This is a genomic window from Kribbella sp. NPDC054772 (genome assembly GCF_053611945.1).
The window spans coordinates 31,360-48,041 of sequence record NZ_JBSHBJ010000014.1 but is presented as its reverse complement, the minus strand read 5'-3'; the positions used below and the strand labels follow the sequence as shown (position 1 = coordinate 48,041).

Here is a 16,682-nt window from a genome sequence, read left to right as displayed (position 1 = left end):
GGAGCCGTGATGGCAGTCTTGTCGGTACTTGATCGGGAGCACACCGTCGCACCGCCGGGGTACAGCCGGTGGCTGATCCCGCCGGCCGCGCTGGCCGTCCACCTGTGTATCGGGCAGGCGTACGCGACCAGCGTCTACAAGACCTCGATGGTGAAGCACTTCGGCGCCAGTCAGACGGCGGTCGGCGTCGTGTTCAGCATCGCGATCGTGATGCTCGGCCTCTCGGCCGCGATCGGCGGCACCTGGGTCGAACGCAACGGCCCGCGGAAGGCGATGTTCGTCGCCGCCTGCTTCTGGGCGACCGGATTCCTGGTCGGCGCCCTCGGCATCGGCACCGGCCAGCTCTGGCTGGTCTACCTCGGGTACGGCGTGATCGGCGGCATCGGTCTCGGGATCGGCTACATCTCCCCGGTCTCCACCCTGATCAAGTGGTTCCCCGACCGCCCGGGCCTCGCCACCGGCCTGGCAATCATGGGCTTCGGCGGCGGCGCGCTCGTCGCCAGCCCGCTGTCCCGCCAGCTGCTCAGCCTGTACGACGCCGGCTACAACCCGAACGTGAGTACGTCGGTCGCGGGCGGCGGCGCACTCGTCGGGCTGTTCGTCACGCTCGGCGTCGGCTACTTCGTGATCATGATGTTCGGCGTCTTCAACATCCGCGTCCCCGCCGACGGCTGGACGCCACCGGGCTTCGACTCGGCGAGCGTGCAGCAGAAGGCGCTCGTCACCACCGGCAACGTCTCGGCCGCGAACGCGATCAAGACACCGCAGTTCTGGTTCCTGTGGGTGGTGCTGTTCTGCAACGTGACCGCGGGGATCGGCATCCTCGAGCAGGCCAGCCCGATGATCCAGGACTTCTTCCGCGGCGACGACGGGAAGTCGACGGTCGCGGTCGCCGCGGCGGCCGGGTTCGTCGGGCTGCTGTCGATCTTCAACATGGGCGGCCGCTTCGGGTGGTCGAGTACGTCGGACGTGATCGGGCGCAAGCCGATCTACGCGATGTACCTCGGCGTCGGGATCGTCGCGTACGCACTGCTGGCGACCGTCGGGCACACCAGCACGTTCGTGTTCGTCCTGCTGGCGGCGGTGATCATCTCGTTCTACGGCGGTGGCTTCGCGACCGCACCGGCGTACCTGCGGGACCTGTTCGGCACGTACCAGGTCGGCGCGATCCACGGCCGGCTGCTGACCGCGTGGTCGGCGGCCGGGATCGCGGGACCGCTGATCATCAACGGGTTCCTCGACAAGGAGGGCAAGCCGGGCACGCTGACCGCGTCGGCGTACCGTCCGGCGCTGTTCACGATGGTCGGCGTCCTCGTCGTCGGGTTCGTCGCCAACCTGCTGATCCGCTCGGTCGCCGAGCGGTTCCACGAGAAGACCGAGACGACGGCGGAGGCCGCACGATGAACCAGACCGCACGCCTGGTGATCTCCTGGCTCCTGGTCGCCGTCCTGCTCGGCTACGGCGTCATCGAAACCCTGATCACCGCAGCCAAGATCTTCACCTCATAAAGCGAAAACGATCAAGTACGCCGGCGCGAACGGCGGCACGATGGTGGCATGACCACCACCGTGCCCGCCGCCGTCGTGGCGGTGAACGTCGTCCACGAGCTGATCCGCGGGCCGACGCGGCGGACGGCGATCGACAAGCGGCCGGTGGACGGGGCGGTCGCGGTGGGCGAGCTCGGGCTGGTCGGTGACCGGCAGTGCGACACGCGGTACCACGGCGGGGTGGACAAGGCGCTCTACGCGTACGCCGCGGAGGATGCGGAGTGGTGGAGCGCCGAGTTGGGGCGGGAGATTCCGCCGGGGTTGTTCGGGGAGAATCTGACCACGCGCGGGCTCGACATCACCGGCGCGCTGCTCGGCGAGCGGTGGCGGATTGGTGGGACGGCCAACGGAATCCTGGTCGAGGTACGGTCGGCGCGGACGCCGTGCGGGAACCTGTCGGGGCGGATGGGGATCCACCGCTTCCACCATCGGTTCGCGAAGACCGGGCGGGTCGGCGCGTACCTGAAGGTGCTGGAGACCGGCTCGGTGCAGGCCGGCGACCCGATCGTGGTGGTGCACCGGCCGGCCGCTGCGGTCAGGCTGGGCGGAGGTGGGTGACGTCGCCGGCGGCGAGGGGGCGTGGGCCTTCGGGGGTGTCGACGATCAGGCGGCCGTCGTCGGCGAGGTCGCGGGCAGTGCCTTCCAGGAAGGTGCCGTCAGGGAGCTCGACGCGGACCTTCCGGCCGATCGTCGCCGACAACTCGCGGTACTCCGGGAGGATCGTCTGCGGATCCCCACCCGACTCGGCCCAGGTCCGGTAGCGCGCTGCGAGCTCACGCAGTACCGCCGCAATCACCGTCGTCCGGTCCGTGGTGGCTGACTTCTCCAGCAGGAGTGACGTGGCAGCCTCGTGCGGCTTCTCCGACTCGCGCAGTGTCACGTTGAGACCGATCCCGATGACGGCAGCCGGACCGTCGACCCGCTCGAGCAGGATGCCCGCGAGCTTCCGGTCCTCCACGAGTACGTCGTTCGGCCACTTCACCTGCGCCGGTACGTCGGCCACTTCGCGCACCGCGGCCGCAACGGCCAGCGGTGCGAGCAGACCGAGCCACGGCCAGCGCGACGCGTCGACCGCTGTCGGCCGCAGCAACAGGGACATCAGCACTGCCGACTGCGGCGGAGTCGTCCACGTCCGCCCCAGCCGTCCTCGACCGGACGACTGGTACTCCGCCACCACGACCAGCCCTTCAGGCTGGCCCTTCGCGGCAGCAGCCGCCACGACCGCATTGGTCGACGGCGTCTCCGCGAGTACATCGATCTGCGTCCACAGCGAACCGGGGCGCACCAAGCGGCCCCGCAGGAACTTCTCGTCCAGCGGGGGCCGCTCCAGGTCGTTGAACATCAGCCGGTGTTCTGCAGGCCGGCGGCAACGCCCGAGACGGTCAGCAGCAGCAACCGTCGAGTGCGGACGATCTGCTCCTCACTGAGCGAGTCATCGGTCCGCAGTGTCCGCAGCGCCCGCAGCTGCAGGTAGCTGAGCGCGTCGACGTACGGGTTGCGCAGCTCGACCGCACGGCCCAGCACGCGACGGCCCTGCAGCAGGCGCTCCTGGTCGAGCACCTTGAGCACCCACTCGGTGGTGAGCGCGTGCTCGTCGAGCATCTGCTGCGTCAGCTCGTCCCGGTCGCCCAGCTCGAGGTAGCGGCCGAGGATGCGCCGGTCGGTCTTCGCCAGCGACATCTCCGCGTTCTCCAGCATCACCTGGAACAGCGGCCAGTTCTGGTTCGCGTCCCGCAGCAGCGCGACGTCACCGACGGCCTGCAGCGCCGTACCCAGGCCGTACCAGCCCGGTGCGTTGACGCGGGCCTGCGACCAGGCGAACACCCACGGGATCGCCCGCAGGTCCTCCAGCGACGACACCGCGACACCACGCCGCGCCGGCCGCGAACCGAGCGGCAGCTGCCCCAGCTCCTCCAGCGGCGTCACGGTGCTGAACCACTCCGCGAACCCCTCCGCCTTCACCAGCCGGTGGTACGCCGTCCGCGCGGCCTCGTCGAGCGTCTTCTCCATCACCGAGAACCGCTCGGCCGCCGCGACGGCCCGCTCCTCGATGGCCGGCGTCGACGCGAGCAACGTCGCCGCGGTGACCTGCTCGATGTGCCGCTGCGCGATCGCCGAGTTCCCGTACCGGGCCGGGATCGCCTCACCCTGCTCGGTGAGCTTGAACCGCCCGGCCACCGACCCAGGAGCCTGCGCCAGTACGGCGCGGTTCGCCGGGCCACCGCCGCGCCCGAGCGCGCCACCACGGCCGTGGAACAGGGTCAGCCGGATCGCGTTCCGCTGCGCCCACGCGGTGATCCGCGCCTGCGCGTCGTACAGCGCCAGCGTCGCCGAGACCGGGCCGACGTCCTTCGCGGAGTCGGAGTACCCGAGCATCACCTCGAAGCGCCGGTCGTTCGCGGTCAGCCGGTGCCGGACCCGGGTGAGCTGGATCGCGTTGTCCAGCACCTCCACCGAGTTCTGCAGGTCCTCACCGGTCTCGAACAGCGGTACGACGTCCAGCTCGATCGGACGCCCGTCCAGCGCGGCGTCGGCGAGCTCGTACACGGCCGCCAGGTCGCCGGCGTTGCGCGTGAACGAGACGACGTACCGGCGGCAGGCCTCGGGGCCGAAGCGCTGCTGGATCTGTCCGATCACCCGCAGCGTCGCCAGGACCTCTTCGGTCTTCTCTGACAGCTCTCCGCCGCCCAGGACCTCCTCGAGGGCCTTGGCGTGTACGGCGGAGTGCTGACGGACCTCCAGCTCGGCCAGGTGGAACCCGAACGAGTTCACCTGCCAGATGAGCTGCTGGAGCTCGCCGTACGCCTGGCGTGGTGCACCGGCGGTCACCAGCGAGTCCTGCAGCACCTTGAGCTCGTGCAGGAAGTCAGCGGCCCGCGGATAGCCGAAGTCGGCGTCCCGGTTCCGGGTGGCGGCCAGCCGGCGCGCGGCGAGCAGCAGGAGCTGCCGGTGCGGCTCCGCGGGCGACCGGCTCTCGATGTCCGCGATCAGCTCCGGGTTGACCGCCCGGGCGTCCTCCAGGATCCGGCGGACCGGTGCGGACGGCGGAGTGGTCGCGGCGTCCAGGGTGAGCGCGCGGCCGAGCACCTCGGTGGCCTGCTCCAGCGCCCGCAGGACGTGGTCGGCCTGGATCTGCATGGCCTCGCGGGTGATCGCCGCGGTGACGTTCGGGTTGCCGTCGCGGTCGCCGCCGATCCACGACCCGAGGTGCACGAACGGTGCCACCACCGGCGGCCGCGTCCCGGCCGCGTCCCCGGCGAGCGCGTCGTCGAGCCGGCGGTACACGTTGCCGACGACGTTGAACAGGGTCTCCTCGAACACCGCCATCGCGGACCGCACCTCGTCCAGCGGCGAGGGGCGGGCGGTGCGGAGTTGCGACGTACGCCACAGGACGTCGACCTGCTCGACGAGGCGGCGACGGTTCTCGGCCAGGTCGCTGTCGCCGGCGCGCGGGTCGTGGCGCTCGTCCAGCAGCGACGAGATCCGCCGGATCGTCGCCAGGACGGCGCGGCGCCGGGCCTCGGTCGGGTGCGCGGTCAGTACCGGACGGAACTCCAGGCCGTTGAGCAGCGCGCGGGCCTGCTGCTCGCCGCTGTCGCGGGCGATCTGCTCGACGGCCTGGGCCAGCTCCGACACCACGGCCTCGCTGCCGGCCCGGTCGCGCTCACGGAGCACGCGGGCGCGGTGCAGTTCCTCGCTGAGGTTCGTCAGGTGGAAGTAGCAGGTGAACGCGCGGGCCACGTCCTCGGCGCGCTCGTGCGGCCAGGAGGCGACCAGCTGCTCGGCCGCGGCGCCGTCTCCGGCGATGGTCAGCTCGCGTAACTTCTCGACGTCGTCGAGCAGCGGCTGACCGGCGTACTCGACCAGAACCTTTCCGAGGATCTCTCCGAGCAGGCGGACGTCGGCCCTGAGTTCCTCAGGCACCTCGAACCGCGCGCGGGTACGGGTCTCACTTCCGGTCTCGGTCACGTTCGCCCACATTATCGGCGGACGCCCGTCCGTGCCGCCGAGTCCGCCCACTGGAAGCCGATCGTGACCGGGCGTTCAGCTACTTCACAGTATGTGAGCCGCCCGTGTGGCACTGGTCACGCTCGGGCGGTGATCAGACGGTGCCGAAGCCGCCGGCGACGACCTGGGCGACGGTTCGGGCGAGTTCGGCCGGGGTGCGGTCGGTGCCGCCGGGGCCGTCGGTGACGAGCATCTGGGCGCAGGTCTCGGTCATCGCGGCGAGCAGTTCGGCGAGTACCGGGAGGTTCGCGGCCGGGTCGGTGACACCGGGAAACTGCTTCAGCAGGGTCAGCCGCAGGCTCTCGACGAGGAACGCCCGGGCCGCGCGGACCCGCTCGGCGATCACGGGCGTCGCGCCGTACTGGGCTCCGAAGACGATCTGCCAGGACCGCGGCTGCTTCTGGACGGCGGTGAAGAACGTGGTCAGGCCGTCGAGGACGTGCTGCTGCGGGCTGCCGACGCTCGGGTCGGCCGGGAGCGCGCCGACGATCGAGATCACCAGGTGCTGCTCCTCGCGGGCGAGCAGCGCGAGCAGGAGTTCGTCGCGGTTCGCGAAGCAGTCGTAGACGACCGGTTTGGTGACGCCGGCCGCGTCCGCGATCAACTGCATCGTCGTCCCGGCGTACCCGTTCGCGGCGAAGACCTCGAGGGCGGCGTCCAGGATCAGTGGGCGGCGGCGCTCCGGACCGAGATGCCGCGCCCGCCGGCGTCGCTCAGTCTCCTCGACCACTTGACAAAGCTACCGCATCGTAGGAAATTCCTACGGTCTGGTAGGGAAGTTCACCGGAGACACTTCGGCGCCCGATGGGCGGCGAAGAGTGTGCGGCGAACCTCCCACTCACTGCCGCGGGGGTGGTCGATGACCGAACGAGGCAGTGCCGGCTGGCTCGAGTCCGAGGGCATCACCGCCCTGGACGCGAGTGAGCTTGCCCGGATGGTCGACCGGACGTCGGAGCGGGAGCTTCGGCATCGACTCATCGGGGGAGTACGAGAGATCGCGTTGCGCGAGATCTTTCGGCGGATGCCGGAGTACCTCCGACCCGCCCGGGCCGCCGGGTTCGATGCTGTCGTCAGATGGCAGATCACCGGCGCGGGCGGGGCCGGCGACGCCGTCGACGAGTACTGGATCCGGGTCCACGACGGCCACTGCGCCGCCGTACCAGCGCCGGCCACGCCACCCGACATCTCGATCCGCACCGACCCCGCCACCCTGCTCCGCATCGTCACCGGCAACGAGGACCCGCTCACCGCCGTCCTCAAACAACGCCTCACCGTCCAAGGCGACCTAACCCAAGCCGCCCGCCTCACCAAACTCTTCGCCGTCGGCCCGCCGTGAGCCTCCCGCCACTACTTCTCCATGCCGCGTGGCTTGGCGTGGGTCTGCCCCGTCGATTGCTCTGTTGACTGGCCGGCGGTGGGGGCTTTGACGCCGCTGGGCTTGGCGCTTGTCGGGTCGAGGCCGGGGACGAAGCGGGCGGAGGGATCCTGCCGTGCTCGGACCAGTTCGTGGACCTCTCGGGCCAGCTGGTGCCCGAACTCGCGAGATCGGCCGGCGATGTCGCGCTCCGGCGTACCGGCTTGGCGCCAGGCCTCGACCTGGGTGGGCAGTACGCCGAACGCCGCGTCGACCCGCGCAGCGACGTCGCGGGCGAGGGCCGGTTGTTGCTCGCTGGGGATGCCGGCGTGCGCCGTCAGTACGTCGGCCGCGGTCGTCGCGATCGCCCCGCGGGGCTGACCGGCGAGCTGCCGCAACGTCTCGCCCGCGTCCCGGCCGGTGAGGTCGTCGATGCTGCCCGCGAAGGCCCGCGCGGCCGGCGCGCGCTCCGAGTCGACGTGCGGAACGGGCCCTCCGGTGAGCTGCTCCGCGACGTCACCCGGCAGGGTCTGCTCGATGACCAGGTCGAGATAGTCCTCCGAGAAGGCGCGACCGACCGCGAACGTGAGGTCCGAAGGGATGGTCGCCTGCGCCCGAATTTCGTCGCCGAGGGTGTACCCGTCCGAGACGGCCTGCCACGACAGCGTCGACGTCACCGCTTGCAGTGCTGCCCGGGCCTCCACGACCTGTTGGTCGGTGAGGACGATAGGACCCTCCGCGGTCAGCTGCCGCAGTGGCGTCTCCACCAGGTTCCTGTTGAGGCGGAGCGTGCCGTCGGAGTCCTGCGCGACGTACACCTGGTTCCCGGTCCGACCGACCGGTGCGGGGACGTACTCGCCGTTCCACAGCGACTCCGACGTACCGGTCAGCTCGCCGACGGTGTCGCGCATCCCGTGCAGCAACGCGTCGACCGACGCCGGCCGTTCCCTCCGCTGAGCAGCAGGGACCGGAGCCGACTTGACCGGAGCGGGTTTGGGCGGCGCCGGTTCGGCCGCAACGCGCGCGGCGTCGCGTTCCTGTTTGGCCGGGTGCCAGTCCGGCAGTTCGTCGAGGAACTCGTGCAGTCCCCGCATCTCCGCGATGACCGTCGCGTTCGCCCCGTCGACCGCTCCCGCTCCCCCGGCGATGTCACCCCAGCGGCTCTCGAGTTCCTGGGTCAGCTCGCGTTCTCGGGCCGCGCCGAGATCACGCGCCGCGAAGCGGGTTTCGAGCTCGTCGCCGAACTGGCGCACGAACACCGCCTGCTGGGCGCCCGGCGGCAGCGTTCGATGGGCCTCGTTGTCGAACAGCACCATGCTCGCGGCGGCCTGCCCGGCGCCGCCGGCCCCGGCGCCGGCCAGGGCCTTCAAGACTTCCACGTCGTTCTGGTTGATCCGCGCCCCGACCGCGAGGGCGAGGGCTCGCGCGGCCGCGGCGTCGCCCTCCAGCAGCGCGTGCGGGAAGAGTCCCAGATCGTCCGGTCGGCCGTTCGGCAGCAGGCGCGGGACGATCCGCTGCGTCGCGGTCGACGCGTAGGCGTGACTGACGGCTGTCGTCAGTCGCTCGCGGTTCGCCGGATCGGGTGCCGGCGACAGCGGGCGGCGGGGGTCGAGGGACCGTGCGCAGGCCGCAACGACCGCCGTCAAGGAAGCTCGAACCTCCGGCCGGCGGTCGACCGCCTGGTGCGTCGCCCGAGTCAGGTTCAGCTGCGGGCTGGAGGCGAGCTTCACCGGGGTAGCGAGGTTCTCGGCGAGCGCCTTGAGCGCCCGCTCGTGATTGCGCGCGACCGCGATCACCTGCGGGCTGGGCCCGTCCGATTCGCCACGGGTGTCGCTGGCGACGAGTTGGTTGACTCGGTGGACCAGGTTCAGCACATCGGGATCGAGATCAGCCACGGCGGAACGCTATCCCCGCCCCAGGTTCAGCGCGGGCGTCAGAGGCCGCGTATCAGAGGCTGTGGGTGGACGGACCGTCGCGGCGGGATCCGGTGGAGCCGGTTCGCGCCGCGTCGCCGGCGCCGCGCGTCTCCCCGCCGGAGCCGTGTACGGCGCGCAGCGGCGGGATCGCCGCGTCGTCCAGGAAGCGCTGCGCGGCATCCCGCCCAGGGCCGGCCGGCGGCCGGGACTCGAACCCCTTGATCGCCGCATGCGTCTGATCCCCGAGCGACGCGCCGTACCACGCGGCCTCCTGGCGCAGGTCCGCGTCGCGCGCCTGCCACTCCTCCACCTGAGCGGGTAGGTCTTTGAGGCCCTCGACCAGCATGGTGGCCGTCGCTGCCACGGCGGCCGGACGGCTCGCCGGGGGGATGTCCGACATCGTCACCGCCGCGTCGGCCGCGGCGGCCGCGGCGGCAGCCGGCGACGTGATCTGCTCCGCGGTGACGCCGGGTTCCATCCCGGAATGGTGCTCCACCCTGGTCAGGAGCCGGTCGACGACGATGGCCTGAAGCTCCCCGAACTGTTGATCTGCCACGCCCGGCAGCGTAGCGAGACGGGGAGTCAGCCCACTGTCAGAGCGCGACGGTGCGGTTGCCGAAGCGTCGTACCCCGGCAGGAACCGGGCGAGCTCCTGCGTGTTCGCCGCCGCGGGTCCGTCGTCACCGGCGCGGAGCTCCGCGAGGGTCTTGATCTCCTCGGCGCCGATGTAGTTCGCCCAGCCGAGCGCGGCGAGGCCGCGGTCGGTGGGGTTGCCGGCCGGATCGAGGCCGAGGGCGGCCTGCGGCGGTGCAATGTCTCCGACCGGCTCCGCCAAGCCGTCCTCCAGCTCGTCGGTGACGGCCAGGACGGCACTCTCCCGCTCCACAGCGGTCAGCATGTCGAAGCCCGACTTGGTGCTCAGAACGATTTCCGCGGCCTTCGCACCCATCTGGCCTCGGCCCGCGGCGACCACCGTGTCGAGCATCTGCTCACCAGGTACGCCGACCTGCCGGCCGAGCGTCGACGTGATCGTCCACGCGGTTTCCTGGTCGGCCTCGAGCCTCGGCGGCCCGAACTCCCCCAGCCCCGCGTCCAGCCGCTCGGCGATCCGGGGAGTCGCGAACTGCGCCCAGGTTCTGCTCATCGCCACGCCGAACGCGTCCCGGTTGTACTCGTACTCCGCGGTCGACAGCAGCTCGTCCCGCTCCTGCGCCGTGACCGGGCCTGGCACCCGCAAGTTCGCGCAGTGCGCGACCGTCTCGGTCAGCTGCTGCCGGATCGCCGCCCGCTGATCGTCACGAGGCGCGTCGTTGCCCGCGGCCAGCGCTTCGAGCAGCGGACGCCCGCTGCGGGTCACCCCGCGCGTCAGCTGTTCGTCGGTCGCGAGCGACTGGCCGCCCAGCTCCTCCAGCACGGCCCGGTTGATCCGGCCGAGGACCTCCGTCAGATCTGCATCCGCCACGCTCGGCAGCGTAGCGAGGCGGAGAGTCAGCGCACTGTGCGGCCGACGTCACAGGCGGTACGGCGTACTGGCGCGTAGGCTGCCCGTTCATGGGAGAGACCGTGAACATCCACACCACGGCCGGCAAGCTCGCGGATCTCGAGCACCGGCTCGACGAGGCCGTGCACGCCGGGTCGGAGCGCGCGGTGGAGAAGCAGCACGCGCGCGGCAAGAAGACCGCCCGCGAGCGGATCACGATGCTTCTCGACGAGGGCTCCTTCTCCGAGCTGGACGAGTTCGCCCGGCACCGGTCGACGAGCTTCGGCCTGGACGCGAACCGCCCGTACGGCGACGGCGTGGTGACCGGCTTCGGCACCATCGACGGCCGCCAGGTGTGCGTGTTCGCCCAGGACTTCACGGTCTTCGGCGGCAGCCTCGGTGAGGTGTTCGGCGAGAAGATCGTCAAGGTGATGGACCTGGCGATGAAGATCGGCTGCCCGCTGATCGGCATCAACGACTCCGGCGGCGCCCGGATCCAGGAGGGCGTGGTCTCCCTCGGGCTGTACGGCGAGATCTTCCGCCGCAACGTCCGCGCGTCCGGCGTGATCCCGCAGATCTCCCTGATCATGGGCCCGTGCGCGGGCGGCGCGGTCTACTCCCCCGCGGTCACCGACTTCACGGTGATGGTCGACGAGTCGTCGTACATGTTCATCACCGGCCCGGACGTGATCAAGACCGTCACCGGTGAGGACGTCACCCAGGAGGAGCTCGGCGGCGCGCGGACGCACAACACCAAGTCCGGTAACGCGCACTACCTCGGCAGCGACGAGGAGGACGCGATCGAGTGGGTGAAGACGCTGGTCGGTCACCTCCCGCAGAACAACCTCGAGGATCCCCCGGTGTACGACGCCCCGGCGGACCTCGAACTCAACGACACCGACCTCGCGCTCGACACGCTGATCCCGGACTCCCCGAACCAGCCGTACGACATGCACACCGCGATCGAGGCGGTCGTCGACGACGGCGACTTCCTCGAGGTGCAGGAACTGTTCGCGCCGAACATGATCGTCGGCTTCGGCCGCGTCGAGGGCCGCCCGGTCGGCGTGGTCGCGAACCAGCCGATGCAGTTCGCCGGCACCCTCGACATCGACGCGTCCGAGAAAGCGGCCCGGTTCGTCCGCACCTGCGACGCGTTCAACCTGCCGATCCTGACCTTCGTCGACGTCCCCGGCTTCCTGCCCGGCACCGACCAGGAGTGGAACGGCATCATCCGCCGCGGCGCCAAGCTGATCTACGCGTACGCCGAGGCGACCGTCCCGATGATCACCGTGATCACCCGCAAGGCCTACGGCGGCGCGTACGACGTGATGGGGTCGAAGCACCTCGGCGCCGACATGAACATCGCCTGGCCGACCGCGCAGATCGCGGTGATGGGTGCCCAGGGCGCCGTCAACATCCTGCACCGCCGCGAGCTCGCCGCCGCAGACGACGTCGACACCCGGCGCCAGGAACTGATCACCGAGTACGAGGACCACCTGGCGAACCCGTACATCGCGGCGGAGCGCGGTTACATCGACGCGGTGATCAAGCCGAGCGAGACCCGTGCCGAGATCGTCCGCGCCCTCCGCCTGCTCCGCACCAAACGCGACACCCTGCCGCCCAAGAAGCATGGGAACATTCCGCTGTGAGCACACTGCGCGTCGTCAAAGGCGATCCGACTCCAGAAGAGCTCGCTGCGCTGGTAACCGTCCTGGCCGCACGCTCGACCGCACCGGCGCCGGCTCCCGACCCGGAACGAGCCGGCAACTGGGCGACGTACTGGCGTAACGCCCGCACCCCGCTGCACCCCGGCCCCGGCCAGTGGCGCGCCTCGGCGCACCCCTAAGTCCGCCGGAACCGCACGAGCGGGTACGTCGGAGCCTCGCCCGTGTTGCGCACCGGGCCGGGGAAGGTTGTCGCGCCGTCCAGCACTAGGCCGTGCCGCGCGGCCACTGCCACCAGGTGGGCCAGGGAGTCCTGCGAGCGGGTGTCGTTCGGGCCGCGGGTGTCGGAGTACCGGCTGGCGTCGGTCTTCTCGGTGGTGGTCACGAAGACGCCGTCGGTTCGAAGTACCCGGGCGACCTCGGCGATCACCGGTTCGCTGTCGTCGAGGAGATGCAGCAGCCACACCGCCACCACCGCATCGCACCGGCGGTCGGCGATCGGCAGCCGGCCCGCGTCCGCCGCGGCGACGTGGCCCGGAAGGCGGACCCGCGCGTGGTGCAGCATCGCGGCGGACAGGTCGACACCGTGCACCAAGTTGCCCAGTGCAACCAGCTCGGCGCCGACGATGCCGGTCCCGACCGCGAGCTCCAGTACCCGGCCGCCCTTGGGGAGCAGCGAGTCGACCGCCTGCGCGGCCGCCTGCGCGCGGATGGATCCTCCGCGGGTCTCGTCGTACGTCGAGGCGACGGTCTCGTCGTAGGTGTAGGAATGCTGCGTCTTCCACAACTCGGGCCAGGCGATGCCGACCTCGGCGAGCATCGTGCGGAGCAGCGGGAGCGAGACGCCGACCACGTTGTGATAGTCACCGTTGGTCGAGGTGACGAACGGTCCGCCCAGACCGTCGACGGTGAACGAGCCGGCCACCACGAGAGGCTCGCCGGTCGCGACGTACGCGTCGATCTCGTCGTCCGTCAGGTCCGCGAACTCCACGGTGGTGGACGCGAGCTCCCGCAGTTCCTGCTTGCTCTCGGTGTCGATCAGGCAGTGCCCGGTGTGCAGTACGCCGGTCCGCCCGCGCATCGCGCGCAGACGTTCGCGCGCGACGTCCGGCGTACCGGGTTTGCCGAAGGGTTCGCCGTCGAACTCGAGCACCGAGTCGCAGCCCAGAACCGTCGCGTGGTCGGTCAGGTTGGCGACCACCGCGCGGGCCTTCAGCGTGGCGAGCAGCCGGGCGAGCTCACCCGGAGACTCCGCGGTGATGTGGTCCTCGTCAACACCGGACACGATCACCTCCGGCTCGACGCCCGCGCCACGCAGGGTCTTCAGCCGGGCCGGCGACGCCGACGCGAGCACGAACCGCGGGCTCACAGCTTCGCCAGCGCCCGGCGCAGCGGGTCCAGGCCGATGGACCCGAGGTTCAGCGCGTCCCGGTGGAACTCCCGCAGGTCGAACGCGGAACCCTTGCGCTGCTTGGCCTCCTCGCGCGCCTGCAGCCACATCCGCTCCCCGACCTTGTACGACGGCGCCTGGCCGGGCCAACCGAGGTACCGGAGCAGTTCGGCGCGCAGGAACTCGGTCTCCATCCGGCAGTGCGCGCGCAGGAACTCGAACCCGAGGTCGGCGTTCCAGCGCTCACCCGGCCGCCAGCCGAACGGGTTGTCGCGCGGGACCTCCAGCTCCAGGTGCATGCCGATGTCGACGATCACCCGCGCCGCCCGGAAGCCCTGGCCGTCCAGCATGCCGAACCGGGCGCCGGGGTCCTCGAGATAGCCGAGCTCCTCCATCAGCCGCTCGGCGTACAGCGCCCAGCCCTCGCCGTGGCCGGAGACCCAGCAGGCGATCCGCTGCCAGCGGTTCAGCAGGTCGGTGCGCAGCATCGTCTGGGCGACCTGGAGGTGATGCCCGGGTACGCCCTCGTGGTAGACCGTGGTGACCTCGCGCCAGGTGGCGAAGGTCTCGACGCCGCTCGGCACCGCCCACCACATCCGGCCCGGCCGGGTGCTCAGGTCCTCACTCGGCTGCGTGTAGTAGGTCGAGCCGTCCGAGGTCGGCGCGATCATGCACTCCAGCGTGCGGATCTCGTCGGCGATGTCGAAGTGCGTGCCGCCCAACTCGACGACGGCCGCGTCGGACAGCTGCTGCATCCAGTCCCGGAAGGCTTCCTTGCCGTGCACCGTCCGCGCCGGGTCGTTGTCCAGCAGCGCCGCCGTCGCCTCGATGCTTCGGTCGCCACCGTTCAGGTCGGCCGCGATCTGCTGCATCTCCGACTCGATCCGGGCCAGCTCCTGCCAGCCCCAGGCGTAGGTCTCCTCGAGATCGATCGTCGCACCGAGGAAGCTGCGCGAGGCGAGCTCGTACACCTCCCGGCCGCACGCGTCCCGCTCCGGAGCCCGTGGCGCGAGTTCGGCGGTCAGCCAGGCGCCGAACTGGTCGAACGCCTTCCGGGCCGCGGCCGCCGCGGCCTCCACCGTCGGCTTGACCGGGCTCTCGGGCGCCCGCGCCGCGAGGCCGGCGAAGAAGTCGTCGCCCTCGGCCCCGGTCCAGCTGGCGATCCGCTCGGCCAGCCCGTTCACCTGCCGGACCGCCGAGACGCGTCCCAGCGCGGCCTGCTCGAGCAGCGTGTCGCGGTACCCGTCGAGCGCCGTACCGATCTGGTTGAGCCGGATCGCGACGATCTCCCAGTCCTGCTCGGTACCGGTCGGCATCAGGTCGAACACCTGCCGCAGCGCCGCCGGGACCGACGAGATCGCGTTCAGCTGATGCTGCGGTACGCCGGCCTCGTGGCGCTCCACCTCCAGCCCGAGCCGCTCCACGAAGGCATCCTTCGCGACCTCTTCACGGGGGCTCCCGGGCTCGATCGCGCGGGCCTCGGCCAGCGACCGCCGGGCCAGCTCGACCCGGGCCTCGAAACCGGCCGTGGTGAAGTCGGGCAGCTCGTGGTCGTGGCCGGCGATCCCCAGCTCGGTGGCCGCGATCGGGTCGAGCACGACCTCCTGCTCGAGGTGCCGCTCGGCGAGCTGGTCGATCGGGCTGTTCGGCGTCGTCGCCGGGGTACGGGCATCGGTCACGCTGCCGACACTACCGTCCGGGGGTGCTCCGAACTGACCTGATCGGTACGGATACTGTGGCGATCGCTGTGTCAGCAGAGGGACGAGAGGATCGGCGTTGAGCCAGCCACCCTACGGGCCGCCGGGTCAGAACCCGCCGTATCCGCAGTATCAGCAGCAGGGACCACCTCAGGGACCGCCGCAGGGCCAACCGCAGTACCAGCAGCAGTATCAGCAGCCCCGCCCGCCGCAAGGTCCCCCACCTGGTCAGTACGGACCCCCGCAAGGTCAGTACGCCGGCCCGCCCCAGGGCCCGCCGCACTACGGGCCGCCCTCGCAGGGTCCCGGCTTCGGCTGGGGCCCGAACTTCGGTCCCGGCGGCCCGCAGCCGCCGCGGCGGAAGAAGTCGAAGGCCCCGCTGGTCGTCATCGTGTCGCTGCTCGGCGTCGTGATCGTCGGCGGCTGGATCCTCGGCGTCATCAAGAAGAACGCCGACGACACCACGACGCCGCCGGTCAGCCCGACCCGGTACACGCCGGAGCCCACCTCGTCGACGTCTCCGACCGGGCAGCCGACCGAGGAGCCCACCAACACCGAGTCGACCTCGCCGAACAAGCCGGCGGACTCGACCGTCGTGGCGAAGAACCAGCTCTACAAGGTCGGCCAGATGACGCCGGTCGGCTGCAAGGAGCCGAAGGTCCGCCCGACCAACGCCCGGAACGCGGCCGCGTACTGGACCGCGATCAAGCCCTGCCTGGACAAGTCCTGGTCGCCGCTGGTGGCGAAGGCCGGCTACTCGTTCAAGGCACCGTCGATGACGTTCTGGGCCGGCACCAACGCGACCGGCCCGTGCGGCAGCGGCCCGGTCAACGTCCCGTACTACTGCTCGGTGAACAACAACCTGTACATGAAGGTCGACGTCTTCGTGAAGGCGTACACCGAGTACCCGGACGCGGAGTCCAGGGCGTACGCGCGGATGTGGTACACCCGCTCGGTCTCCCACGAGTACGGTCACGCCGTCCAGAACATGACCGGCATCCTGCAGGCCTCCGACAACATCCGGTACGAGCTGACCAGCTACGAGGACCGGACCCGGCAGACCCGCCGGATGGAGCTGCAGGCGAACTGTTTCGCCGGCGTCTTCCTGGCGATGAACAAGCGGTCCTACCCGATCAGCGGCGAGATGCTCTACGTCTGGAACAAGTGGGTGGTCACCGCCGGCGACAAGCCGGAGGAGGGCGACCACGGCAGCGTCGCGAGCCAGAAGCGCTTCATGGGGACGTCGTTCAAGACCGGCAACCCGGCGAGCTGCAACACGTTCGCCGTCTCACCCAAGTACGTCAGCTAATCCAGGCGGCGCCACCTGGCGCCAGGAGTCGATCAGGATGTCGTGCAGTTCGGCGGCGTCCTCGAGCGCGGCGAGGCGGGCCCGAACCCAGTTCGAGCCCGCCTCGTGCTTGGGTACCCAGAATTTCTCCGGCTCGGCCGCGATCAGTTCCTCGCGCTCCAACCGCGGACACCGGACGGCGAACGAGGTCTGGTCGTCCGGGACCGTGACGAACATCCGCCCGGCCACGTCGAACGTCGGGTGTCCCCACCGCTGCTTCTCCACCGTCTCCGGGAAGGACAGCGCGATCCGTCGTACGTCGTCAGCGTCCAGCACCG

15 protein-coding genes are annotated in these 16,682 nt (G+C 70.7%); 7 read left to right on the top strand and 8 right to left on the bottom strand.

The window, feature by feature from the left end:
• Positions 1 to 9 precede the first annotated feature (9 nt).
• From ACWGID_RS22155 to ACWGID_RS22145, 3 genes are read left to right on the top strand one after another with little or no spacing between them, the layout of a single operon-like run.
• On the top strand, positions 10 to 1,404 hold the full coding sequence (locus ACWGID_RS22155) for an OFA family MFS transporter (RefSeq protein WP_452199325.1): 1,395 nt from the start codon (positions 10 to 12) through the stop codon (positions 1,402 to 1,404).
• Positions 1,401 to 1,508: an MFS transporter small subunit gene (locus ACWGID_RS22150; RefSeq protein ID WP_452199323.1), complete on the top strand. Its 108-nt coding sequence runs from the start codon at positions 1,401 to 1,403 to the stop codon at positions 1,506 to 1,508. The genes ACWGID_RS22155 and ACWGID_RS22150 overlap by 4 nt, the downstream gene beginning before the upstream one ends.
• A 48-nt stretch (positions 1,509 to 1,556) precedes the next feature.
• The gene (locus tag ACWGID_RS22145) at positions 1,557 to 2,105 is read left to right on the top strand and encodes an MOSC domain-containing protein (RefSeq protein ID WP_452199321.1); all 549 of its coding nucleotides are present in this window, start codon (positions 1,557 to 1,559) and stop codon (positions 2,103 to 2,105) included.
• Here ACWGID_RS22145 and ACWGID_RS22140 read toward each other — a convergent pair.
• The 3 genes from ACWGID_RS22140 to ACWGID_RS22130 form a co-directional block, all read right to left on the bottom strand.
• A complete protein-coding gene (locus ACWGID_RS22140; protein ID WP_452199319.1) occupies positions 2,083 to 2,889 on the bottom strand; it encodes a biotin--[acetyl-CoA-carboxylase] ligase in 807 nt (268 codons plus the stop codon). The genes ACWGID_RS22145 and ACWGID_RS22140 overlap by 23 nt on opposite strands.
• On the bottom strand, positions 2,889 to 5,516 hold the full coding sequence (locus tag ACWGID_RS22135; RefSeq protein ID WP_452199317.1) for a phosphoenolpyruvate carboxylase: 2,628 nt from the start codon (positions 5,514 to 5,516) through the stop codon (positions 2,889 to 2,891). Before ACWGID_RS22135 ends, ACWGID_RS22140 begins: the two co-directional genes overlap by 1 nt.
• Positions 5,517 to 5,649: 133 nt before the next feature.
• On the bottom strand, positions 5,650 to 6,285 hold the full coding sequence (locus tag ACWGID_RS22130) for a TetR/AcrR family transcriptional regulator (RefSeq protein WP_452199315.1): 636 nt from the start codon (positions 6,283 to 6,285) through the stop codon (positions 5,650 to 5,652).
• A 129-nt stretch (positions 6,286 to 6,414) separates the two neighbouring features.
• Between ACWGID_RS22130 and ACWGID_RS22125 the strand changes: the two genes are divergently transcribed.
• A complete protein-coding gene (locus tag ACWGID_RS22125) occupies positions 6,415 to 6,891 on the top strand; it encodes an SCP2 sterol-binding domain-containing protein (protein ID WP_452199313.1) in 477 nt (158 codons plus the stop codon).
• A gap of 11 nt (positions 6,892 to 6,902) precedes the next feature.
• On the opposite strand, the gene ACWGID_RS22120 is transcribed toward ACWGID_RS22125, so the two are convergent.
• Together ACWGID_RS22120 and ACWGID_RS22115 are read right to left on the bottom strand one after the other, a co-directional pair.
• Positions 6,903 to 8,804, bottom strand: a complete 1,902-nt coding sequence (locus ACWGID_RS22120; RefSeq protein ID WP_452199311.1) for a hypothetical protein — start codon at positions 8,802 to 8,804, stop codon at positions 6,903 to 6,905.
• A 52-nt stretch (positions 8,805 to 8,856) separates the two neighbouring features.
• A complete protein-coding gene (locus ACWGID_RS22115) occupies positions 8,857 to 10,287 on the bottom strand; it encodes a hypothetical protein (RefSeq protein ID WP_452199310.1) in 1,431 nt (476 codons plus the stop codon).
• Positions 10,288 to 10,376: 89 nt separating this feature from the next.
• Here ACWGID_RS22115 and ACWGID_RS22110 point away from each other — a divergent pair, with 89 nt between their 5' ends.
• Together ACWGID_RS22110 and ACWGID_RS22105 are read left to right on the top strand one after the other, a co-directional pair.
• Complete coding sequence (locus ACWGID_RS22110) at positions 10,377 to 11,954, top strand: acyl-CoA carboxylase subunit beta (RefSeq protein WP_452199309.1); 1,578 nt, start codon at positions 10,377 to 10,379, stop codon at positions 11,952 to 11,954.
• Positions 11,951 to 12,151 carry an acyl-CoA carboxylase subunit epsilon gene (locus ACWGID_RS22105; RefSeq protein ID WP_452199307.1) on the top strand — a complete coding sequence of 67 codons (201 nt, stop codon included), beginning with the start codon at positions 11,951 to 11,953 and terminating at the stop codon, positions 12,149 to 12,151. The genes ACWGID_RS22110 and ACWGID_RS22105 overlap by 4 nt, the downstream gene beginning before the upstream one ends.
• Here the strand turns inward: ACWGID_RS22105 and ACWGID_RS22100 are convergent.
• The gene (locus ACWGID_RS22100) at positions 12,148 to 13,338 is read right to left on the bottom strand and encodes a Maf family nucleotide pyrophosphatase (RefSeq protein ID WP_452199306.1); all 1,191 of its coding nucleotides are present in this window, start codon (positions 13,336 to 13,338) and stop codon (positions 12,148 to 12,150) included. The two genes, ACWGID_RS22105 and ACWGID_RS22100, sit on opposite strands and share 4 nt — an antisense overlap.
• A complete protein-coding gene (locus tag ACWGID_RS22095) occupies positions 13,335 to 15,038 on the bottom strand; it encodes a DUF885 domain-containing protein (RefSeq protein ID WP_452199304.1) in 1,704 nt (567 codons plus the stop codon). Before ACWGID_RS22095 ends, ACWGID_RS22100 begins: the two co-directional genes overlap by 4 nt.
• A gap of 97 nt (positions 15,039 to 15,135) precedes the next feature.
• On the opposite strand from ACWGID_RS22095, the gene ACWGID_RS22090 reads away from it, so the two are divergent.
• Positions 15,136 to 16,365, top strand: coding sequence for a neutral zinc metallopeptidase (locus ACWGID_RS22090; RefSeq protein WP_452199303.1), 1,230 nt, complete (start codon positions 15,136 to 15,138; stop codon positions 16,363 to 16,365).
• Here the strand turns inward: ACWGID_RS22090 and ACWGID_RS22085 are convergent.
• Positions 16,345 to 16,680, bottom strand: coding sequence for an MmcQ/YjbR family DNA-binding protein (locus tag ACWGID_RS22085; RefSeq protein WP_452199301.1), 336 nt, complete (start codon positions 16,678 to 16,680; stop codon positions 16,345 to 16,347). The genes ACWGID_RS22090 and ACWGID_RS22085 overlap by 21 nt on opposite strands.
• Positions 16,681 to 16,682: the final 2 nt, after the last annotated feature.

Coding starts and splice junctions, on each gene's coding strand:
- ACWGID_RS22155 (WP_452199325.1), top strand. CDS start 10: ATGGCAGTCTTGTCGGTACTTGATCGGGAGCACACCGTCGCACCGCCG.
- ACWGID_RS22150 (WP_452199323.1), top strand. CDS start 1,401: ATGAACCAGACCGCACGCCTGGTGATCTCCTGGCTCCTGGTCGCCGTC.
- ACWGID_RS22145 (WP_452199321.1), top strand. CDS start 1,557: ATGACCACCACCGTGCCCGCCGCCGTCGTGGCGGTGAACGTCGTCCAC.
- ACWGID_RS22140 (WP_452199319.1), bottom strand. CDS start 2,889: ATGTTCAACGACCTGGAGCGGCCCCCGCTGGACGAGAAGTTCCTGCGG.
- ACWGID_RS22125 (WP_452199313.1), top strand. CDS start 6,415: ATGACCGAACGAGGCAGTGCCGGCTGGCTCGAGTCCGAGGGCATCACC.
- ACWGID_RS22110 (WP_452199309.1), top strand. CDS start 10,377: ATGGGAGAGACCGTGAACATCCACACCACGGCCGGCAAGCTCGCGGAT.